The organism is Variovorax sp. dw_308 (assembly GCF_019207085.1).
Classification (GTDB): Bacteria; Pseudomonadota; Gammaproteobacteria; order Burkholderiales; family Burkholderiaceae_C; genus Variovorax.
In genome coordinates this window covers 590,039-611,649 of record NZ_JAATOM010000001.1, presented here as the reverse complement: position 1 = coordinate 611,649, position 21,611 = coordinate 590,039, and the positions used below count along the sequence as shown (strand labels likewise).

The 21,611-nt window shown below is 66.9% G+C and carries 17 protein-coding genes and 1 tRNA gene; 5 read left to right on the top strand and 13 right to left on the bottom strand.

Annotation, left to right across the window (positions count from 1 at the left end; translation table 11 throughout):
• Positions 1-76, top strand: a tRNA-Thr gene (locus HCU76_RS02665).
• A 122-nt stretch (positions 77-198) separates the two neighbouring features.
• Here the strand turns inward: HCU76_RS02665 and HCU76_RS02660 are convergent.
• The gene (locus HCU76_RS02660) at positions 199-1,614 is read right to left on the bottom strand and encodes a DUF1254 domain-containing protein (RefSeq protein ID WP_213957137.1); all 1,416 of its coding nucleotides are present in this window, start codon (positions 1,612-1,614) and stop codon (positions 199-201) included.
• Between the two features lie 138 nt (positions 1,615-1,752).
• Here HCU76_RS02660 and HCU76_RS02655 point away from each other — a divergent pair, with 138 nt between their 5' ends.
• Positions 1,753-3,261, top strand: a complete 1,509-nt coding sequence (locus HCU76_RS02655; RefSeq protein ID WP_218508384.1) for a DUF1254 domain-containing protein — start codon at positions 1,753-1,755, stop codon at positions 3,259-3,261.
• 66 nt (positions 3,262-3,327) lie between these two features.
• On the opposite strand, the gene HCU76_RS02650 is transcribed toward HCU76_RS02655, so the two are convergent.
• From HCU76_RS02650 to HCU76_RS02635, 4 genes are all read right to left on the bottom strand, one after another.
• Positions 3,328-4,236, bottom strand: a complete 909-nt coding sequence (locus tag HCU76_RS02650; RefSeq protein ID WP_218508479.1) for a cation diffusion facilitator family transporter — start codon at positions 4,234-4,236, stop codon at positions 3,328-3,330.
• A gap of 16 nt (positions 4,237-4,252) precedes the next feature.
• Positions 4,253-6,595 carry a membrane-bound PQQ-dependent dehydrogenase, glucose/quinate/shikimate family gene (locus HCU76_RS02645; RefSeq protein ID WP_256353961.1) on the bottom strand — a complete coding sequence of 781 codons (2,343 nt, stop codon included), beginning with the start codon at positions 6,593-6,595 and terminating at the stop codon, positions 4,253-4,255.
• Between the two features lie 208 nt (positions 6,596-6,803).
• Positions 6,804-7,382 carry a cytochrome b gene (locus HCU76_RS02640; protein ID WP_371319744.1) on the bottom strand — a complete coding sequence of 193 codons (579 nt, stop codon included), beginning with the start codon at positions 7,380-7,382 and terminating at the stop codon, positions 6,804-6,806.
• Positions 7,379-8,437 carry a catalase family peroxidase gene (locus HCU76_RS02635; protein WP_218508382.1) on the bottom strand — a complete coding sequence of 353 codons (1,059 nt, stop codon included), beginning with the start codon at positions 8,435-8,437 and terminating at the stop codon, positions 7,379-7,381. The genes HCU76_RS02640 and HCU76_RS02635 overlap by 4 nt, the downstream gene beginning before the upstream one ends.
• Before the next feature lie 167 nt (positions 8,438-8,604).
• On the opposite strand from HCU76_RS02635, the gene HCU76_RS02630 reads away from it, so the two are divergent.
• Complete coding sequence (locus tag HCU76_RS02630) at positions 8,605-9,744, top strand: epoxide hydrolase family protein (protein ID WP_218508381.1); 1,140 nt, start codon at positions 8,605-8,607, stop codon at positions 9,742-9,744.
• A 6-nt stretch (positions 9,745-9,750) separates the two neighbouring features.
• Here HCU76_RS02630 and HCU76_RS02625 read toward each other — a convergent pair whose 3' ends face one another.
• The 4 genes from HCU76_RS02625 to HCU76_RS02610 form a co-directional block, all read right to left on the bottom strand.
• A complete protein-coding gene (locus tag HCU76_RS02625; protein WP_218508380.1) occupies positions 9,751-11,019 on the bottom strand; it encodes a porin in 1,269 nt (422 codons plus the stop codon).
• A gap of 219 nt (positions 11,020-11,238) precedes the next feature.
• Positions 11,239-12,717: a beta-propeller fold lactonase family protein gene (locus tag HCU76_RS02620; RefSeq protein WP_218508379.1), complete on the bottom strand. Its 1,479-nt coding sequence runs from the start codon at positions 12,715-12,717 to the stop codon at positions 11,239-11,241.
• A gap of 473 nt (positions 12,718-13,190) precedes the next feature.
• Positions 13,191-13,637: a type II 3-dehydroquinate dehydratase gene (locus HCU76_RS02615; RefSeq protein WP_213957797.1), complete on the bottom strand. Its 447-nt coding sequence runs from the start codon at positions 13,635-13,637 to the stop codon at positions 13,191-13,193.
• A gap of 57 nt (positions 13,638-13,694) precedes the next feature.
• Positions 13,695-14,993, bottom strand: coding sequence for an MFS transporter (locus HCU76_RS02610; RefSeq protein ID WP_218508477.1), 1,299 nt, complete (start codon positions 14,991-14,993; stop codon positions 13,695-13,697).
• A 181-nt stretch (positions 14,994-15,174) separates the two neighbouring features.
• Between HCU76_RS02610 and HCU76_RS02605 the strand changes: the two genes are divergently transcribed.
• Together HCU76_RS02605 and HCU76_RS02600 are read left to right on the top strand one after the other, a co-directional pair.
• Positions 15,175-15,969, top strand: coding sequence for an IclR family transcriptional regulator (locus tag HCU76_RS02605; protein WP_218508378.1), 795 nt, complete (start codon positions 15,175-15,177; stop codon positions 15,967-15,969).
• Between the two features lie 125 nt (positions 15,970-16,094).
• Positions 16,095-17,423: an LLM class flavin-dependent oxidoreductase gene (locus tag HCU76_RS02600; RefSeq protein WP_218508377.1), complete on the top strand. Its 1,329-nt coding sequence runs from the start codon at positions 16,095-16,097 to the stop codon at positions 17,421-17,423.
• A gap of 144 nt (positions 17,424-17,567) precedes the next feature.
• Here the strand turns inward: HCU76_RS02600 and HCU76_RS02595 are convergent, their stop codons facing one another.
• The 4 genes from HCU76_RS02595 to HCU76_RS02580 all read right to left on the bottom strand — a co-directional run bounded on the left by HCU76_RS02595 (position 17,568) and on the right by HCU76_RS02580 (position 21,589).
• Positions 17,568-18,416 carry an AraC family transcriptional regulator gene (locus HCU76_RS02595; RefSeq protein ID WP_256353923.1) on the bottom strand — a complete coding sequence of 283 codons (849 nt, stop codon included), beginning with the start codon at positions 18,414-18,416 and terminating at the stop codon, positions 17,568-17,570.
• A 50-nt stretch (positions 18,417-18,466) separates the two neighbouring features.
• Positions 18,467-19,615: an acyl-CoA dehydrogenase family protein gene (locus HCU76_RS02590; RefSeq protein ID WP_371319753.1), complete on the bottom strand. Its 1,149-nt coding sequence runs from the start codon at positions 19,613-19,615 to the stop codon at positions 18,467-18,469.
• Between the two features lie 82 nt (positions 19,616-19,697).
• The gene (locus HCU76_RS02585) at positions 19,698-20,732 is read right to left on the bottom strand and encodes a phosphotransferase (RefSeq protein ID WP_218508376.1); all 1,035 of its coding nucleotides are present in this window, start codon (positions 20,730-20,732) and stop codon (positions 19,698-19,700) included.
• Positions 20,733-20,797: 65 nt separating this feature from the next.
• Positions 20,798-21,589 carry an enoyl-CoA hydratase-related protein gene (locus HCU76_RS02580; protein WP_218508375.1) on the bottom strand — a complete coding sequence of 264 codons (792 nt, stop codon included), beginning with the start codon at positions 21,587-21,589 and terminating at the stop codon, positions 20,798-20,800.
• Between the last annotated feature and the right edge of the window lie 22 nt (positions 21,590-21,611).

The following is a 21,611-nucleotide window of genomic DNA, read 5'->3' as shown; positions in this document are numbered from 1 at the left end:
GCCGGTGTAGCTCAGTCGGTAGAGCAGCTCATTCGTAATGAGAAGGTCGGGTGTTCGATTCATCTCTCCGGCACCAATCGCAGCAAAGCCCCGTTGCTATCAGATCGATAGCAACGGGGCTTTTCTCATTGTCAATCTGCGTGCGGCTCGCCGTGAAGCGACGCGGCCGGATGGCCGGCGGCAAGTGCGCGCTTCGTCCTATCGCATCCGCTCCACGTCCGGCAGCTTCCAGCTCTTGTCGAAGAAGACCTTGGTCGGCGCGTAGGCGCGGAACATCAGCTCGAAGCCGCGCCTGGGATCGGTCGGCACCCAGTTGGATTCCTTGCCGGCAGGCGCCTTCGGACCAAAGTAGACGTCAACAGAGCCATCGGGGTTCTTCTGCATCTCGGCAATCTGCGACGAGCGGCTCGCACGCGGCATGTTGCGGATCAGGGCATGCGTCTCGCGGTCGTACGCGGTGATCGACCAGTACTGCGCCACCGGCGCATCGGCCGGCACCGTGATGCGATAGGTCTTGCCGCCCTGGAACGCGTTGCCCTCCTTGTCCTTGATGCCGATCAGGTAGAACTGCCCGGCTCCGAGCCGCTTGATGCCGATGTAGGCATAGGAATAGGTCAGGCCGCGAAGGTCGACCGGGTACTTGTCGGGCTCGTTGAAGGACTTCTGGGCCGCCTCGATCAGCTCGGGGAATGTCGGCCCGGTCCAGTGGCTGCCGGGATAGAACGGCGGCAAGCCCGCGTCGTAGCGGGCCTCGAGCCAGGCGCGCGCCTCCTGGGCGCTCGCGGCGAGCGTGGCCCGGGTCCTTGCATCGGGGTTGAACGGCTTGCCCTTCTCGATGCCGAGCGTGCGCAGCGGATCGATCATGGCGCGGTCGCGTTCGAGCCAGGGCTCGGCCTGCACGATGCGGTCGAGCGATTCGAAGAAGCTGGCGTCGTAGCGGATGGTGGCGTCGAACAGCACGTCGGCCGCGTCGGTGAACACCGTCGCAGCCGGTGCGCCCGCCTGCGCGAGCGGGTAGACCTTGATTCGCTTTCCATAGGCCACCGACTTCGCAACGTCGGCCGCGCCGTGGCTCTTGAGGTTGGAGCGCAGCAAGGCGTAGCTGCCGAAGGTCGCGGGCCGCAGCACGATGTAGCCCTCGGGAATCGGGCTCGCGTACCCCGGCGGCACGAGCAGGTACTTGCCGCCCTTGCCTGCATCGGCGCCGGTCGGGCCGGCGTCTTCCAGCGGCATCTGCCAGATGTCGACGATGTTGCCGTTGAGGGAGCCGTCCTCACCCGCCGGCGGCACCTCCAGAACGACCGGGCCATCCTTCGTGTTGAAGAAGGCCATCAGGTAGATCGCGTCGGGGTTGGGCGTGAGGGTCTGGTTGTGCCAGTCGAGTGGCCGCGACCAATAGACGATCTGGTTGACCTTGCCCGGTGTCCCGGTGAGCATCTGCTGCAGCATCAGGTCGTAGTTGACGGCGGGGATGCCCCAGTTCACGGCCTCCACGGCACGGCGCTGCAAGGCGCGGTCGGACAGTTGGGCCGCCGTCGGCGCGCGCGAGGCAGGGGCCGCCCACGCGGCGAGCGACGCTGCGACGGCCAAGGTTGCAAGGACTGCTTTCTTCATGAAGAGCCTTCATTTGCGTTGAAAGGACGCGCGAGTTCATCACAGTTCTCGCCGCGTTGCCACCGAGACGATCGGCCTTGACATGAGCGCAGCCAGGAGCAACCCTCTGTGCCTTTCAACGCACCACCCGGGATCGCCATGGACATCGGACGCAAGGCTTCGTTCTGGAAAGGCTCGCGCGCGCGCACCGGCTGCCTGGCCCTGGGCGCGCTGCTGGTGTCCGCCTGCAGCACGCCACCGCCCACCACCGAGGCCGTGTCGCCTCCTGCGGTTCAGACCCGTGTCGGCAAGGTGGAACTGCAAAGCGGCTATCCGAGCGAAGCCTCGGTGCGCATGCTCTACGACGAGATGGACTTCCAGCGCGCCGTGCAGGCCTACATCTGGGCCACGCCCATCGTGGCGATGGACGCCCTGCGCATTGCCAACGTGCGCGACTGGGGGGTCGACTACAACGGCGTCGGCATCGTCGACCAGTACACCGGCTCGGCGGTCGTGGCCCTCACCGGCAACTCCACCACCATCTACGCGGCAGCGTTCTCCGATCTTTCGCGCGACGGACCCATCGTGATCGAGTCGCCGCCGGGCGCCTACGGCGTGATCGACGACTACTGGCAGCGCCCGGTGGTGGAGGTCGGCCCCTTCGGCCCCGACAAGGGCAAGGGCGGCAAGTTCCTGGTCGTGCCGACGGACTACAAGGGCACCGCGCCCCGCGGCTACATGGTGGTCCGCTCGAAGACCAACCGCTTCATGTACCTGGTGCGCGGCATCGTCAAGGACGGCAACGTAAAAGCCGCGGTCGACACGCTTTCCACCATCCGCATCTATCCCCAGAAGCAGGCCGCCAGCCCGCCGCCCACGCAAATCTTCAAGGCCGGCAACAAGGGCATGGATTCCATCGCGCCACGCGGCTACGCCTACTGGGAACGCCTGGCCGACATCATCGACAAGGAGCCGGTGGAAGAGCGCGACCGCTTCTTCCACGCGATGCTCAAGCCGCTGGGCATCGAGAAGGGCAAGCCCTTCTCGCCGGACGAGCGGCAGAAGAAGATCCTCACCGATGCGGCCCCGGTCGGCTTCCTGATGGCCCAGACCATCAGCATGGCGCCGCGCTTGTCGAACGCCAACGCCTACCCCGGCACGCACTGGGAATGGGTGCTGACGCTGAAGCCGAACCAGGAGGCGCCGAACTACTCGCAGCTCGACGAACGCACCGACTACACCTTCGAGGCCATCACCGTGGCCGAGGGCATGGTCAAGGAGATCGTCGGCGCGGGCTCGCAGTACATGAGCGCAGCCAAGGACAGCACGGGCGCGTGGCTGGACGGCGGCAAGTCGTACAAGCTCAAGGTCCCGCCCAACGTGCCCGCCAAGGACTTCTGGTCGTTCACCGTCTACGACAACCTGACGCGCTCGATGGTGCAGAACGGCACGGCCAAGGTCGCCCTCTCGTCCTACGACAAGCTGCAGCGCAATGCCGACGGAAGCATCGATCTGTACTTCGGTCCGGCCGAACCTGCCGGGATGGCATCGAACTGGGTCAGGACCATGCCGGGCAAGGGCTGGTTCGCCTACTTCCGCTGGTACGGGCCGACGCAGGCCTTCTTCGACAAGAGCTGGCGGCTGCCCGATATTGCGCCGGCGAGCTGAGGCCCGGAGCCGGAAGGTTCTACTGCTGAACGGTCCTGCTTCGGGTACAGGGTCCTCTGCAACCCGCTACTCATTCGCATCGATGAACAACCGCTGGATCATCGGATAGCGCTCGCGCACCTCGCGCTGCAGCCGCGCCACCGTCTTGCCGGCTTCGCTGGCCAGCGTGGTGGGCGTGAAATCGATGTCGAGCGTGACGAGCACTTCGTCGGGGCCGAGGTACATCGACAGCACATGGCCCACGTGACGCACATTGGGCTGCGCCATGGCCATCTCTCGGATGGCGTCGGCGGTCTCCGTGCGGATGCCTTCGCCGATCAGCAGGCCGCGGGCCTCGCGCACCAGCGCCACGGCCACGGCGGCGAGCAGGAGCCCGATGACGATCGACGCAGCGCCGTCCAGCTCGGGCATGTCCAGGCGATGGCTGGCATAGATACCGAGCGCCGCCACCAGCAAGCCCACGAGTGCCGCGGAGTCTTCCGCGAGCACGGTGTAGGTTGTCGGATCCTTGCTGCGATGGAGCGACTTCCAGAATGGTGCGTCGCCCTTCTGCTTCATGAACTGCCGCAGCGCGACCGCGAAGCTCGTGCCCTCGAACAAGGCTGCCGCCGCCAGCACGACGTAGTTCCACGTTGGGTCCGCCAGTTCGACCGGATGCCGGATGTGCTGCACGCCCTCGTAGAACGACACGCCGCCGCCAAGTCCGAAGATCAGCACCGCGACGATGAGGCCCCAGAAGTACAGCTCCTTGCCGTGGCCGAACGGAAACTCCGGCGTGGGCGGCCGCTTGCTGAGCTTGATGCCCACCAGCAGCAGCACGCCGTTGAACGTGTCGACAGAGGAATGGATGCCTTCCGACAGCATCGCGGAGCTGCCCGAGAGGCCGGCCACGATGAACTTGGTGATCGCGATGGCGATATTGGCCGCGATCGCGCCATAGACCGCAACGGGCGACTCGGCAGCGGCGCGCGGCATGGCGGTCAAGCGCCCATCAGGGCTTCGGCAAGGCGTAGGCGATGACGTAGTCGCCCGGCTTCGTATGTGTCGAGCCATGGCCGCCGGCCACCACCAGCAGGTATTGCCGCCCGTCGCTGCCGGTGTAGGTCATGGGCGTGGCCTGGCCGCCTGCGGGCAGGCGGCTTTGCCACAGCTGCCGGCCATCGGTCACGTCATAGCCGCGCACGTAGTCGTCCAGCGTGCCCGACAGGAAGGCCACGCCACCCGCTGTCATGACCGGGCCGCCGAGGTTCGGCACACCCATCCTGAACGGCAGCGGCACCGGAGCGAGGTCGCGCACTGTGCCGTTGCGGTGCATCCACGCAATCTTGCCGCTGGCCAGGTCGGCACCGGCCACGTAGCCCCACGGAGGCGCCGTGCAGGGAAAGCCCAGTGGCGACACGAACGGGTTCAGCTTGATGGCGAAGGGCGCGCCGAAGTTCTCGTTGAGCGCAGGCAGCGCACCCTTCGGCGCACCTCCGTCCTGCACCATCAGCGCGGTGTCGTTCGACCTTGGCACCAGCTTCGACACGAAGGCCAGGTAGGTCGGTGTCGTGAAGGCGATCTGCCGGGTCGGATCCACAGCCACGCTGCCCCAGTTGAAGACGCCGAAGTTGCCGGGATAGATCAGCGAACCCTGCGTGGTCGGCGGCGTGAAGCGGCCGTCGTAGCGCAGGCGGTGGAACTGGATCCGGCAGGCCAACTGGTCGAACATCGTGGCGCCCCACATGTCGCTGCCGGCGAGCCTGGGTGGCTCGTAGGAGAGCGCGGCTTTGGGCTGCGTCGGCGCGGTGTGGTCGCCCGGTTCGGCGCCCTGCGGCGCGGGCACTTCGGTGACCGGCGTGATCGGCGCGCCGGTGCGGCGGTCGAGCACGAAAAGCTCGCCCTGCTTGGTCGGTTGCACCAGCGCCGGCACGCGGGCGCCGGCGATGGTCAGGTCCACCAGGCTCGGCTGCGACGGCACGTCGTAGTCCCAGAGGTCGTGATGCACGGTCTGGAACACCCAGCGCACCTTGCCGGTCGCCAGGTCGAGCGCCACCACCGAGGAAGAGTACGTCTCGACGGCCGGGCTGCGGTTCGCGCCCCACTGGTCGGGCGGCTGGTTGCCCATCGGCACGTACACCATGCCCAGCGCCTCGTCCACGCTGGAGATCGACCAGCTGTTCGGCGAGTTGGCGGTGTACTTCTGGCCCGGAGCGATCGGCGCCGTCGCATCGGGGTTGGCGGAATCCCAGTTCCACACCAGCGCGCCCGTGTCGATGTCGAATGCGCGGATGACGCCGGACTGCTCCTTCGTCGAGACGTTGTCGAGCACGGTGCCGCCGACGATCACCAGCCTGGCCGTCACGACCACCGGCGAGGTCGAGTAGTAAGAGCCCGGATCCAGGTTGGGCATGTTGGCCCACAAGTCGATCTGGCCCTTGCCGTTGCCGAAGCGCGTGCACAGCTTGCCGTCGTCGGGGTTGAGCGCGAGCAGGCGGCCGTCCGCCGTGGGCATGAAGAGCTTGCCGTGCGGGCAGTCGGTCGCCGCGTTGGCCGGCGTGGGCGGCTGCCAGGACAGGCCCCGGCAGGTCAGGTGTTGCAGCGCGAGCTTTCCGTCCACCTTGACGTTGGGCTCATGGCGCCACGCCTGTTCGCCGGTGGTGGCGTTCAGGGCGATCACCGACTGGTGCGGGTTGCAGAAATAGAGCCGGTCGCCGATCTTGAGCGGCGTGACCTCGTAGGTGGTCTCCTCCGGGTCGCCCGGCTTGCCGCGCAGGTCGCCGCTGCGAAAGGTCCAGGCTTCCTTCAGGTCGGCGACGTTGGCCGGCGTGATCTGGGCCAGCGGCGAATAGCGCTGGCCGTCCGCGGTGCGTCCATAGGCTTGCCAGTCGCCGTCCGGCACGCCATGCGCGGCCGCCACCGTGGGAATGGGCGTTTGTGGGGGCGGCAGCATGCCGGCGGTGTCGTGGACATCGTGCAATGCCGCGGTCCCCGCCGCCACCGCGCTGGCCGCCAGCACCAGGCTCAGGAACAGGCCGCCGCCGCGACGCCAACTCGTCTCGAGCGGACCGGTGATCCAGGGTGTCAGCAGCAGCAGGCCGAATACGACGAGCACGTCGAGGCGCGCAGCCAGCGGCCACCAGTCGAGCCCGACCTCCCACAAGGCCCAGAGCAGGGTGCCCAGCACCAGCACCGCGAAGACCGCCAGCGCACCGTCCGAGCGAACCGTTACGAAAACGCCGGTCAGGCCCAGCAGCAGGCCGGCGATGAGGTAGTACCAGCTGCCGCCGAGCGCGACGAGCCAGATGCCGGCGCCCAGCAGGGCCAGTCCGAGGACGAAGAACAGGATGCCCAGAAAGGCAGTAAAGGATGAGGAACGCGTGGTGCGGGACGAACGGCGGTAAGAAAGGGGCGTGGGCTGCAAGTGAAGACTCCGGTTCCACCAACCGTACGGCTTGCCCGGGCGGAGGCCCGTAGGCCGGCGGCTTCAACCGGCGTCTGCTTGCGACGATAGACGCCGCACCGCCCCGCCCTGCTGAAGGCGCAACGATGCGCAGCCGGCGTCAGCGGCGGCCGGCGATGCCGGAGTCGCCCTGCGGTGTCGGGCGCATGGAAACCGGCGCCATGCTTTCAAACACGCCATCGCGCCGGACCCACGCATGGAACAGTGCGGCAGCAAGATGCAGCAGGATCAGCGCGAAGAAGCACAACGCCAGGAACTGGTGCGCATTCCACAGCATGCTGTGCAGCGCCGCGTTGGGCGCCACGATGGCCGGCAGGTGCAGGCCTGCGACCACCACCGGATAGTCCGCCGCCGACAGCATGCCCCAGCCGATCAGCGGCATCGCGATCATCAGCAGGTACAGCAGCACGTGCGACGACCTGGCCGCAAGCTTCATCGGCGCGGGCATGTCGGACGGCAGCGGCGGCGTGCCGGAGCGCCAGCGCACGAGCAGCCGCAATAGCGCGAGCAACAGGATGGCGATGCCCAGTGGCTTGTGGAAGTTCACCAGCGTCAGGTACACGGGCCGGATCGTCGAGACCATGCCGACGCCGACGAAGAGCATCGTCCAGATGCAGATCGCCATGACCCAGTGCAGCACGCGTTGCAGGGGCGTGAAGCGCAGGAGATCGCGGCTCACGGCTTGGCTCCCGATGCGGTGCGCGGATAGTCCTTCTCTTCGGCGGTGCGGCGGTTGAACGACACGGCGTACGCAGCCGAACGCGCGGCCGGGAACGGATCGTCGGAGGTGCGCATGCCCGAGGGCAGCACGGTCGGGTCGAAGTTGATGTCGCGGCAGGGCCCGTCAGGCTCGGGCTCGATCTTGCTGACCAGCAGCGTTCCGACCTCGACCTTGCGACGGTCGTCCGGCCATGCCTTGCTGGGTTCGGCTGTAGGGTCCCCGGCATTGGCAACAGTGACGATGAAGGTCCAGCGCTGTGGCGCGCTGGCAACCCTGTCGGTGATGTCCTTGAACAGGAAATCCGGGCCGCGCTTCTTGAGTTCATCCTGCGGCACGGGCACAGGCGCCGCAGCCGGCACGAAGGACCAGCGCACCGTCTGCTCCTGACCTTGGGCGTTGGTGAAGACGAAGCTGTTGAGGCTGTTGAAGCGGTTCTCCGCATAGGAGCCGGTGAACGGCGCGCTGCCGGCCCACGCGCCGAACGCGCCGAGTTCCGGATGTGCCGCCACGAAGGTCTTCATGGCATTGGGGTCCTTCGAATGCGATGCCAGTTGCAGGTCGTAGAAGGCCTGCGGCGTGGCGACCGGAAAGAAGGGTGCATCGAGCATGGCGGACCGCCATTCCTGCCCGTCCGGCGACTGGATGCGCAGGCTCAGGCCGCGCACGCGCGAGGCGGCATCTGCGGTCTTGGGATCGGCCACGGCCAGGTTGAAGCGGCCTGTCACCGGATAGCTGCCCTTCGAAAGGATTTGCGCCTTCGACAAGTCGACCCCAGCGCCGTTGGCCTCGAAGCTGCCGGTGAAGCAGATGCCCTTTGCATGATTGCGCCTGAACCCGAGGGCCACGCCCGCGGGCGGCGCCAGGTTGTCGACGAGCTTGGCCGGAGTGACCCGCGCCGGCGTGAGCCAGCCGGCGGTCCAGGCGAATGCAATCGCGATCACGGCGACGATGGCTGCGATCAGCAAGAGGCGGATCGGGGTCGATCCAGAAGGGGGCGGCTGGCGGTCCATCATTTGAATTCCCGTCCAAGGCAAAGCGCCTGCACGGAATCTATCCGTACGCTGCGCTTTTTTCTGTCGGACATTGCCTACCGCGCGGCAAATAGCGTGCGGACCCGGGGTCAATTGCTGTACGGTCATCGCTCCACCCCTTGCGGCAAACCATGACACCTCGACCTTTCATGCTCCATGTGGATGAGAAGGCGCTCGCCGATCTGCGCGAGCGGCTTGCGCGGACCCGGTTTCCGGACGCCATGCCTGGCGCGCCTTGGGAAGCAGGCGCCGACCTGGGATGGATGCGCGAGCTGGTCGACCATTGGCGCAACCGCTTCGACTGGCGCGCGCAGGAGGCGCGACTCAATGCCTTCGACCAGTTCAAGGTGCCGATCGCCGGCATCGACCTGCACTACCTGCATGTGACGGGCAAGGGCAAGGCGCCGCTTCCGCTGTTGCTGTCGCACGGCTGGCCGGGCTCGGTGTTCGAATTCCTCGACATCCTCCCGATGCTCACCGACCCCGAACGCTTCGGCGCTGATCCAGCCGATGCCTTCACCGTGGTGGCTCCCAGCCTGCCGGGCTATGGCCTCTCGTTCGTTGCAGACCAGCCACGCTTTTCCATCGAGCAGATCGCGGACGTGTTCGCACAGTTGATGAGCGAGGTGTTGGGCTATCCACGCTTCGCCACGCAGGGTGGCGACTGGGGCGCATTCATCTCCTCGCGCATCGGACTGGCGCACCCCGACAAGACGATCGGCGTGCATCTGAACTTCCTCCCGATCCGACGCGATCTGCAACCTGATGCCGATCCCAGCCCGGCCGAGCGCCAGTACCTTGCCGAGTTGAAGCATTGGCTCGCCGAGGAAACGGGCTACAGCCTCGAGCAGGGCACGCGACCGCAGACGCTTGCCTTTGCGCTCACTGATTCGCCCACCGGCCTGGCCGCGTGGATCGCCGAGAAGTTCCGGAGATGGTCCGATTGCAACGGCGATGTCGAATCGGTCTTCACGAAGGACGAGATCCTCGCCGACGTGAGCCTGTACTGGTTCACAGGTGCGATCGGCTCGTCGTTCTGGCCGTACTACGCCCGCCAGCGCGGGCCGTGGCCCCTCCCCGCGGGCCGGACTGTGGACGTGCCGATGGGCTATTGCGAGTTCCCGGCGGAAATCCTGCACCCGCCTCGCCGGCTGGCCGAGCAGACCTTCACCGACATCCGCCGCTGGAGCGTCATGGCCCGGGGCGGCCATTTCGCAGCGATGGAGCAGCCGGAGGCGCTCGCGGCAGAGATTCGCGCGTTCTACCGGCCTTTGCGTTCCGGTGAGTGATGAATATCAGAACGCGTGCCGGATCCCGAAGTCGTAGCCGTAGCCGCGGTCCGCGCGGTAGCCCGCCGCATTCGAGTTGACCGTGTTGGTGTAGCCCGGCCCGACGTCCGCGGACGCCACGTTCACCACCCCCACGGCGGCGCCGTTCTCGTTCTTGGTCACCGCAAAGTTCGTGTACAGCGCGGTGCGCTTCGACAGGTTGTACACATAGCCCAGCGCGAACTTGGTGGCCTTGGGGTCGGGCGTGGTCATCGGCAACGGGCCATACGGCGTGAAGTTGTAGAACTGTCCCTTCACCTGCGCGTACGAAGCCTTGATCTGGCCGGCGCCGATGGGGATGCTCAGGCCGACCAGGAAGTTGCGCGTGTCCACGTTCAGCGGCGGCGTCAGGGCCGGCGTCAACGGGAAGGTTGCGGCATTGGCAAAGTCGGTCTCGACGTCGATCATCGAATATTCGCCGAACAACTTGACCAGGCTGAAGTCATACGACGCGCCGAGGTTGGTCGTCGTGACGGTGGTGGTCGAGCCGTAGTGGTAGTTGTCGCCGATGTTGCTCTTGCCGTACGAAAGGGCAATGTCGAACGGGCCGTTGGCGTAGCCGATGCGTGCGCCGGCGTAGCCGCCGGTGCGCGAGTTGTTGACCGCCTTGGGATCGTCCTGCAACTGCGGACCCGACACGTTCTCGCTGAACGCGTACATCGCCTGGCCATAGAAGCCGCCGAGGTTGGCCGGCAGGAAGTAGCCGACTGAGTTGGCCTTGCGCGCGTAGTAGCCGCGGTTCAGCGAGATCGTGGGGAGCGAGCCGCCCATCGTCTGCGCGATCAGGCTGGTGCCCGCGCCGACCACGCCGAATGGATCGAACACGGCGTCGTTCCAGAAGGTCGGGGTGTAGTCGCGGCCCATTCGCACTTCGCCGAAGGGACCGAGCAGGCTCACCGTCGAGCGCCGGTCGAAGTAGGTGCCGGCACGGCCGATCGAGCCCACGTCGGGCCACAGCGTCGACTCCAGCCAGAAGGCAGCGGCCAGGCCGCCGCCCAGGTCTTCCTGGCCGCGAAAGCCGATGCGGCTGGATACGTTGCCGCTGTTCGACAGCGCCCATTGGCTTTGCTTCAGGTCCGGCTTTGGCGCCGCCGGGGTGGTGAGGCCCTGGTACTTGCTGTTGGTTTCGTAGTAGCTGACGCCGGTGTCCAGTGCGCCGAACACGGTCAGGGTCGATTGCGCCGAAGCGATGCCGGCGGCCGACAAGGCGGCCACGGCGACGAGAGTCTTTTTCATGGGGGATCAAGTGAACGAATGGATGACCGCGTCGAAGGTAGTTCGCGCAATCCATTCGCCCTCCCCCCGAACAGGGTGGAAGGGTATGCCCGCATTGACGGTGGTGCGCGGCGGCGACCCGCATTCAGGCGTGCGCGGCGCTTCGATCCAGCCGATCAACGCCGATGGATCGGATCCCTCATGTCGGCCGATGCGGCCGGCAAGCGGCCGATGTCGGATCTACCTTGAGAAGGCGATGCCCAATGCCCCGCCGCCCGCCGCCACCGCCGGCGGGACCATCGGGCTGAGGGCGCCCGACGTGCCATCGATGGTGAAGGCCGACACGGTGCCGGCGTCGATGCTCGGCGCGTACACGAACTTGCCTGTGGGGTCCACGCCGATCGAATAGGGCGCACCGCCGGTCACCACCGTCGGCACGGCCAGGGGGCTGAGGGCGCCCGCGGCATCGATGGCAAAGGCCAGCACAGAGTTGGCGCCGGCATCCGACACGTAGGCGAACCGGCCCGTGGCGTCGATGGCGACCTGGTACGGGCGGGTTCCCGTCATCACCGTCGGCAAGGCCATTGGGCTGAGAGCGCCCGTCGTCTGATCGATAGTGAACGCCGACACGTTGTGGTCGGAAGAATTCGCAACGTAGGCGAACCGGCCCGTGGGGTCCACGGCGACGTTGGTGGGGTTCACTCCCGTCGTCACCGTCGGCACGCCCATCGGGCTGAGGGCGCCCGTCGCGGCATCGATGGTGTAGGCGGACACGTTGCCGGACGTGTAGTTCGCGACGTAGGCGAACCGTCCCAAAGGATCCACGGTGACGGATTGGGGATTGGTCCCTGCTGCCACCGTCCCGATCAGGCTGAGGGCGCCCGTCTTGGCCTCGACGGTGAAAGCCGACACAGTGTTGTTGTCGGCTTTCGGAGGGTCGTTGTCGGCATTCGCGACGTAGGCAAAGCGGCCCGTGGGATCCACGGTGATGGAATAGGGGCGGCTCGTCGGCACCGACGGCACGGCCATCGGGGTGAGCGCGCCGGTGGTGACGTCGATGGTGTAGCCCGTCACGGTGCCGGAGTCGGCATTCGGGACGTAGGCAAAGCGGCCCGTGGGGTCCACCGCGACGGGGTGGGGGAAGCTCCCTGTCGCCACCGTCGGCACGACCATCGGGCTGAGGGCGCCGGACGTGGCGTCGAGGGTGTAGGTCGACACGGTGTTGTCGCCGGAATTCGCGACGTAGGCAAAGCGCGCCGCCGGTGCGGCACAGGTCACCACCACGTCCACCACGGCGGCCGCGGCGACTGTCCCGCTGCCGCTGCTGACGGTGCAGACGCGGGTCAGGATCCTGGACTGCGACTTGACCGTGACGGTGTAGCTTGCCCCGGTGGCAAGCGGCGTGGTGAATGTGAAGCTGCCGTTGGACGCAACGACCAGGTCATCCGCGGCGTTGTCCTGGAGCACCAGGCCGGTGCCGAGCAAGCCAGTGACCGTGCCGCTGACGGTGAACGTCGGCGGTGGCGGTGGCGTGCCGCCTGCACCGCCAGCACCCGTACCACCACCTCCAGCACCTGTACCCCCGGCGCCCCCGGCACCCGTACCGCCGCCCCCACCACCGCCGGCACCCGTGCCGCCACCGCCACCGCCACTCGGCGCGGGTAGTGCCGGTGGTACGGCTACCGGCGGCGCTGGCGTCACCGCAGGCGCGGGTGTCACGGCAGGGGCTGGCGGTTCAGCAGACGCTGGCGCTGGCGCTGGCGGTTCCACGGGCGTTGCCGCCGGGGACGCCGCCGATGGCGAGAGCGCCGGGAAAAAACCACCGCCCCCTCCTCCGCCGCAGGCGGTCAATGCGAGCGTCGCGCCAGCTACAAGGGCGTAGCCGACGCGGCTCGGCCGCGTTGACGAAAAACGCTCGCCGACGGGGGCGGGGGCGGGGGCGGGACGCATGAAAAGCTCATACATGACATCAGGCACCAACGAGTGCAATAGTCAACGAATGTGAACAAGTCTACCGACTACTCCCGGTCGGTCACCGATATATTTGTTAACCCTCACTTCGCTGGCAACAGGCGCCGCTCGGCGCCGCAAGAGATGCAGGCCCGGATCCGCACGCCACGGCCGGGAGGCCTGGCGGCAATGCCGAAAGCGACCGCCGGGGCCCCTTGATGGGCCCTGTGCAAGCCGCAGACTCAAGCGTCCACGGTCAACGCCTCGGCAACGGAGCGCATCGCCAACAAATATCCGCTGACCCCCAATCCGCAGATCACCCCCGTTGCCGCCAGCGAGATCAACGAATGCTGGTATTGCACGCTGCGCTTGTGGATGTTCGTGATGTGCACTTCGACCAGGGGCTTCTGGATCAGCTTGACAGCATCCAGCACGGGAATGGACCCGAACGAGAAGCCGGCCGGGTTGATGATGACTGCGGCGTCCTTCTCGAAAGCCTCTTGCAGCCAGTCGACCATCACGCCTTCGTGATTGGTCTGTCGGAAGTCCACGCGCAGGCCGAGTTCGGCGGCGAGGCTTTCGCAGCGCGTCTTGACTTCGGCCAGCGTCGTGGTGCCATAGAGGTGCGGCTCGCGCTTGCCGAGCATGTTGAGGTTCGATCCGTTGAGGACGAAGACGGTTTGAGTCACGGGGATGTCCTTGCGGGCCCGCCCCGCCAGGTGGGGCAGTCGGGCCTCGTTGCGGTTTCAGTGGTGTGAGACCCTGGCGGCCGGGTCCACGCGGTTCATGTCGATACCGCGGGTTTCAGGGCCGGTCAGGATCATGATGAGCGAGACCGCGTTCAGCGCGACGCACAGCGCCACGACGCCCCACGGCGAACCGTTGAACGCGCTCACCAGGTAGACGGCCACGAGTGGCATGGGGCCGCCTGTCAGCAGGTTGGCGCCGGTATAGGCCAGGGCGGAGCCGGAATAGCGCACGTTGGTCGGGAATGCTTCGGCAAACCACACCGGCTGGATGCCGCTCTGGAACTGCGTGAAGCCCAGGAACAGGCCCATGATGCCCAGCATCGGCCAGAAGCTCCTGGTGCCCAGGATGCCGAAGTACACGAACAGGATCAGCAGCGTCGCCGTCGAGCCGATGGCGAGCGCCTTCTTGCGGCCGATGCGGTCGCTCAGCAGGCCACCGGCGAGCGCGCCAACGATGGCGCAGACGTTGGCGCCCATCAAGAGCAGGAAAGCCGTCTGCTTCGGAACTTCGAGGTTCTTGGTGATGTAGCTCAGCGAGAACACGACGATCAGGTAGAAGATCGCCGCCGGGCCGCAGAAGAAGAACATCAGGCGAAGGATGGTCCTCCAGTGCAGTTGCACGGCGTCGCGCAGCGGGTTGCCCACTTGCGCCACCTTGTTCTTCTTCAGTTCGACGAAGGCCGGGGTTTCCTCCACCTTGAGGCGGATGTAGACGCCGACCACGACCAGCACGAAGCTCAGCAGGAATGGAATGCGCCAGCCGAACCTGTCGAACGACTCGGGACTCAGGCTCGAAGACAAGAGTAGCAGCACCGCGTTCGCCAGTATCTGGCTCAAGGGCGAGCACAAGCCCAGCAGGCCGGAGTACTTGCCGCGCTTGCCCGGGTGGGCGTGCTCGAGTGCCATGAGTTGCGCACCGGTCGACTCGCCGCCCAATGCGAAGCCCTGCACGATGCGCAGGATCACGAGCAGGATGGGCGCCCACACGCCGATCTGGTCGTAGGTTGGCAGCAAGCCCATCAGGACCGACGCCAGGCCCATGATGCTGACGGTGCCCAGCATCAGGTTGCGCCGGCCGAGCTTGTCGCCCAGGTGGCCGCAGATGATGGCGCCGAGCGGTCGTGCGGCCAGGCCGACGCCGAAGGTTGCCAGCGACGCCAGCAGCGCCGAGGTCGGGTCCATCGAAGGAAAGAACAGCTTGGGCAGCACGGTCGCGGCAACGGTGCCGTAGAGCGTGAAGTCGAACCATTCCAATGCGGTGCCGATGGTTGCAGCCGTCACGGCGCGCGTGGCCATCGAGTCGGTCGAGGCCGCTGCCGCGGGCGCATGGGCCGGTGCGTCAGATGCCATGGAGTTTGTTGTCATGCGTGTCTCCGGGAGTTGGTGGGCTGGAGCCGATTGTTTGGGCTCCGCCGCCCGGGCGTTCCGAATTGGAATTCGGTTTTATATTGCGGGATCTGAAGCTGGAATCGACACCATGAGCACGGCACTCACACGCGGGCTGGAAGTCCTCGAATACCTCCTGGCGCACCCCGGAGGCATGCCGCTGGCACTCATCGCGGACGCACTCGACATTCCCAAGAGCGCTTGCCACCGAGTGCTCGCCGAACTCAAGCTGCGCGGTTATGTGCGCCAGATCAGCGAGCGCGGTGAATACGTCATGACCACGCGGCTGGCGTCGCTGGGACTCGGCTTCCTGAGCAGTTCGGGCATCGTCGACATCGCGCACCCGGTCATCGAGCGGGTCGCGGAAGTCTCCGGCGAACTGGCGCGCCTGTCGGTCGTCGACGGCGACCGGCTCACCTGGGTGGCCAAGGTCGAAGGCAACCGCAAGGGGTTCCGCTACGACCCCGACATGGGCCGCGACGCGCGGCTTTCGTGCACGTCGTCAGGCCATGCGTGGCTGATGACACTGTCGGATGAACAGGCCGTCGCGCTCGTTTCCAGGCAGGGCTTTGGCTCGCCAAAGGACTATGGCCCCAAGGCCCCGACGACCGTGAAAGCCCTGCTCGGCTTCCTGCACGCCGCTCGCGTGCGTGGCTACGCGATGATCGACGAGGTCTTTGCCCCGGGCATGACCGCCGTCGCGGCGCCGGTGCGGCGCGGCGAGCGGCCGGCGATGGGCGTGATCAGCATTGCCGGACCGAAGACGCGGCTCGACTTCGCCCGGATACAGCAGCTCGGTCCGATGCTGCTGGAGGCCACTCGCGAACTGGCATCGTTGAGCAGTGCCTCCGGGCTTTTCTCCCGGCCGCCGCTAGGCAAGGCTTGAAGCACCGGCGATGGGCCGGGACGCATGCTGCGCACATTCGCCACGCCCATAAGCTCGGGACGATTTCGTCTTTGCCACGCCGCACGGGATCGCATAAAAGGGCAGGGTTCCCATCTCCGCCCCCTATGCCCTCCACCCGCCAACTCAAGCTCGGCGCGTTCATGCGCCCGGTCAGCATCCACACCGGCGCATGGCGTTATCCCGGCGCCTTCCCCGATGCCAACTTCAACTTCGCGCACCTGAAGCGTTTCGCGCAGACGCTGGAGCGCGCGAAGTTCGATGCCTTCTTCATGGCCGATCACCTGGCGGTACTGAACATGCCGATCGAGGCGCTCAAGCGCAGCCACACCGTGACTTCCTTCGAGCCGTTCACGCTGCTGTCGGCGCTGAGCCAGGCGACCGGGCACATCGGCCTCGTCGCCACCGCATCGACCACCTTCGACGAGCCCTTCCACATCGCGCGCCGCTTCGCCTCGCTCGACCACCTGAGCAACGGCCGCGCGGGCTGGAACGTGGTGACCACCTCCAACCCCGATGCGGCGCTCAACTTCGGGCTGGAAGACCACATGGAACACGACGAGCGCTATGCCCGGGCGCGTGAGTTCTACGACGTGGTGACCGGCCTGTGGGACAGCTGGGCCGATGACGCCTTCATCCGCGATGCCGCGAGCGGCCTTTACTTCGACCCGGCGAAGCTGCACACGCTGAACCACAAGGGCAAGTACCTGTCGGTGCGCGGACCGCTGCACATCGCGCGACCGGTGCAGGGATGGCCGGTGATCGTGCAGGCCGGCGCCTCGGAGCCCGGCAGGCAACTTGCCGCCGAGACGGCCGAAGTGATCTTCGCCGCGCACGGCACGCTGGCCGAGGGCCGCAGCTTCTACGCCGACGTGAAGGACCGCCTTCCCGCGCTCGGCCGGGAACGCGATCACGTGAAGATCCTGCCGGCCGCCTTCGTGGTGGTGGGCGATACGGTGGAGGAAGCGCGCGCCATCCGCGCGAAGCTTGACAGCCTCGTGCATTACGAGAGTGCCATTGCCTCGCTGTCGATCTCGCTCGGCGTCGATGCCTCGAAGTTCGACCCCGACAAGCCGCTGCCGCCCGTGCCCGAGACCAATGCCAGCAAGAGCGGCCAGCAGCGCGTGATCGCGCTGGCCGAACGCGAAGGCTTCACCGTTCGCCAGCTGGCCCAGCGACTCGGCGGCTACGGCGGGCTCGCCTTTGTCGGCACCGCGCAGACCATTGCAGACGAGATGCAGGAGTGGCTGGAGTCCGAAGGCTCGGATGGCTTCAACATCATGTTTCCGTGGCTGCCGGGCGGGCTGGATGCCTTCGTGGACAAAGTCATCCCCGAACTGCAACGCCGCGGCATCTTCCGCCGCGAGTACGAAGGCAAGAACTTGCGCGAGAACCTGGGCTTGCCGCGGCCGGCGAACCGGTTCTTTCCGGGTTGAGCACGAACGCGGGAACCGAACGCAGAGGTCGCAAAGGTTTCGCAGAAGTCGCAAAAGAAGACACCAAAAAATCTGGAAGTCCTTTGCGTCCTTTGCGTGTCTTTGCCTTCCTTCTGCGTTCGGCTGCCCGCTCCTGTATCTGGTTCAGGCCGTCGCGCGCCCAGCCCCCAAGCCCTGCGCCGCAGCCGTCCCATACCCATACAACGCCAGCTTCCGGCACCCCGCGAACATCGACTTGGGCGTGAGCCCGTACACCTGCCGCACCGAGTGGCTGAAGTGCGTGGAGTCCGGGTAGCCGACGTCCAGTGCGATGTTGGCGAGATTCGCGCTCTGGGTCACGAAGTACAGCACGCTGCGCGCGCGCTGCCAGGTGCGGAAGCTGCGGAACGGCGCGCCGACCTCGGCGCGGAACAGGTGCAGGAAGCGCGACACCGAGAGGTGGCAGGCCACGGCGCAGTCCTCGGCCGACGTGTGGCTGTTGGGGTCGTGCTTGATGCGGTCGAGCACGGCGCGGATGCGGCGTTCGATCCGCCGCGTGGGCAGCGCGAGCCCGAAGAAGTGCCGGTCGAAGTCCTCGGTGCGATCGAACTGCCGGCGCGGCGCGGCCTTGAAGCGGTCGAGCGCATCGCGCAGGGCGGCGAGCGTGTCGGCATCGTCCACGGCACCGCCGCCATCGCGAATCCATTCCGGCAAGGCCGGCACGTCGACCGTCTCCGCCTCGACGAGGATGCTGAAGATCATCCGCTCGCCCGCCACGATGCGATGCGGCACACCGGGCGGCACCACCGATAGCTCCGCAGCCTCCCACGCGCCGCCTTCCACGCTGATCCGGTGCGGCTGCGTCAACGACACGTAGATCGAGAACGCACCCAGGGTGCGAACCGTCGGCTCGCCCAGCAGGCCGACGTAGAGCACGCGGTCCGCGTTGAGCCACATCACGCGCTCGGGGCGCCGGGTGGAGGGTTCGATCCGAATCTGCTCGTCCTGATGCATGTTCTTGTCTCCTTGGGTTGTCGTTGCGTGCTCTCTCAGCGTGGCGCCGCTCAGCGGTACTTGGCCAGTTCCAGCTTGCCGATCTGGTTGCGGTGCACTTCGTCGGGGCCGTCGGCCAGGCGCAGCAGGCGCGCCGTGGCATAGGCCGAGGCGATGCCGACGTCGTTGTTGGTGCCGCCACCGCCGAAGGCCTGGATGGTCCAGTCGATGACCTGGCAAGCCATCTGCGGCGCGGCCACCTTGATCATCGCGATGTCGGCCTTGGCCACCTTGTTGCCGACCGTGTCCATGCGGTACGCCGCGTTCAGCGTGAGCAGGCGCGCCTGCTCGATGAGGATGCGCGACTGCGCGATGCGCTCGATGGTCACGCCCTGCTGCGAGATCGGCTTGCCGAAGGCCGTGCGCGACTGGGTGCGCCTGCACATCAGCTCCAGCATCTTCTCGGCCAGGCCGACGAGTCGCATGCAATGGTGGATGCGGCCCGGCCCGAGGCGACCTTGCGCGATCTCGAAGCCCCTGCCCTCGCCGAGCAGCATGTTCGACGCCGGCACGCGCACGTCCTTGAACGTGACCTCGGATGCGCGGTCGGGCACGCCGTAGAAACCGAACACCGCGATGGGGCGCACCACGGTGACGCCGGCCGTGTCCATCGGCACGAGGATCATCGACTGCTGCCGGTGGCGGTCGGCGTTGTCGGGGTCGGACTTTCCCATGAAGATCGCGATCTTGCAGCGCGGGTCGGTGGCGTTCGTCGTGTACCACTTGTGGCCGTTGATGACGTAGTCGTCGCCGTCGCGCACGATGCTCGACTCGATGTTGGTGGCATCGCTCGACGCCACGGCGGGCTCGGTCATCGCGAAGCAGGAACGGATCTCGCCGGCCAGCAGCGGCTTGAGCCAGCGCTCCTGGTGCTCCGGCGTGCCGTAGCGCGCCAGCACTTCCATGTTGCCGGTGTCGGGCGCCGAGCAGTTGAAGACCTCGGGCGCGAGGTGCGAGCGGCCCATGATCTCGCACAGCGGCGCGTACTCGAAGTTGGTGAGCCCGGCGCCGTGCTCCGACTCGGGCAGGAACAGGTTCCACAGGCCGGCCGCGCGGGCCTTGGGCTTCAGTTCGTCGAGGATCGGCGCGACCTTCCACGGCCCCAGTTCCTCTGCCTCCTTGTAGTAGCGGGCCTCGTTGGGATAGATGTGCTCGTCCATGAAGGCGCTGAGGCGCTTCTGCAGGTCCTGGACCTTGGGGGAGAACTCGTACACGTGAACCTTTCTGTGGGTGACCCGCGCCTCAGCGCTCGCCGGCCGGGAAGTGGGCCTCGACCTGTCGCCATGCAGCCTCGGCGATCGGCCGCGCGCGGGCCCCGGTCTCGGCGGCCTCCGCGCTGGATGCCGTGCCGTGGCGCGCGCGCTGCGAGATGCCATGGAGGATGGCGGCCAGCCTGAACATGCTGTAGGCCAGGTAGAACTCCCAGTGCGCCGGGTCTATCGCCGGACGGCCGACACCTGCGCAATAGGCTTGCAGGTACGCCGCCTCGTCGGGAATGCCCAGCGCCGCATAGTCGGCGCCCGCCATGCCGCGGAACTGCACGGCGGTGAGCCGCCAGGGCAGCGCGTGATAGGCAAAGTCGGCCAACGGATGGCCCAGCGTCGACAGCTCCCAGTCCAGCAGCGCGAGGACGCGCGGCTCGGTCGGGTGGAAGATCATGTTGTCGATGCGCAGGTCGCCGTGGAAGAGCGTGGTCTCGTCGTCGGGCGGCACATGGGCCGGCAGCCAGTCGATGAGACGCTCCATCGCCGGAATCGGGTCTTCTGCCGCGGCGGCCTGGTACTGGCGCGTCCAGCGACCGATCTGGCGCTCGAAGAAGTTGCCGCTGCGGCCGTAGTCGCCAAGACCCGGGGCCTGGTAGTCGACGGTGTGGAGCGCGGCCACGGCCCGGTTCATGCCGGCGTAGATCGCGCTGCGTTCGGCATTGGCAAGCCCGGGCAAGGCCGGGTCCCAGAAGATGCGGCCGTCGACGAAATCCATGACGTAGAACGGCGTGCCGATGACCGATGCGTCGTCGCAGTAGCCCCGCGCGCGTGCAACGGGCACGTCGGTGTCGTGCAGCGCCGCGATCACGCGGTACTCGCGGTCCACCGCATGGGCCGATGGCAGCAACTCTCCGTCAGGCTTCTTGCGCAGTACGTAGCGCGTGCCGGCAGCATCGGTGACGAGGTAGGTCGGGTTCGACTGCCCGCCCTTGAAACGCTCCAGCGTGAGCGGTGCGCGGAATCCCTCGATGTGCACGAGCATCCATTCCGCGAGAGCCTTCACGTTCAGCATCAACGAATTGTACGAAGATCTTGTCTGACAATCAATTGGTGTTTGTCCGACAGAATCAAGGGGAATCAAGGGGCCTCCGGGCCGAACACCGGAGCCCGCTTCCCGATGAATGCGGCCACGCCCTCCGCTGCGTCCCCGGTGCCGCCCGACTCGACCATGTAGCGATGCTCCAGTGCGAGATGCGCCTCCAGCGAACGCTGCCCGGCGCCATCGACGAGGTCCTTGATGCGCCCCAGCGAGCCGGTCGCGCCACGCGCCAGCGACGTCGCCAGCGCATGCGCCTTCGCCTCCAGTTCGGCGTCCGGATGCACCTGCGACACCACGCCGAGCTGCAGGCACTCGCGTGCCGACAGCGGCTCGTTGGTGAAGAAGATCTCCTTCGCGCGCGCAGCCCCGACGCGGCGCGCGAGGAACCACGAACCGCCGACGTCGGGCGTGAGGCCGATCGCCGAATAGCCGCCGCGCAGCTTCATCGACTCGGCTGCGAGCACGATGTCGGCGCACAGCGCAAGGCCGATGCCGCCGCCACCGATGGGGCCGTTCAACGCGCTTACCACCGGCACCGGCAGCGTGGCCAATTTGTGGATCGCGCGGTGGAGGGGCGGGATGTGCTCGTCGAGCATGTCGGCCAGGCGATCGCGCGCATGCACGAAGCCGCCGATGTCGCCACCCGCGCAGAATTGCCGGCCTCGTGCTTGCAGCAGCACGGCGCGCACGCCAGCGTCGCCCGCCACCGCATCGATGGTCGCGATGAGTGCGTCGCCCATTTCGAAGTCGAGCACGTTGGCGCGCTCGGGCCGGTTCAAGGTGATGAAGGCGACGCCGTCGCGGTGTTCGAGAAGGATGGGCAAGGTCATGGCGGAAGGGCTTCGTGAAGGA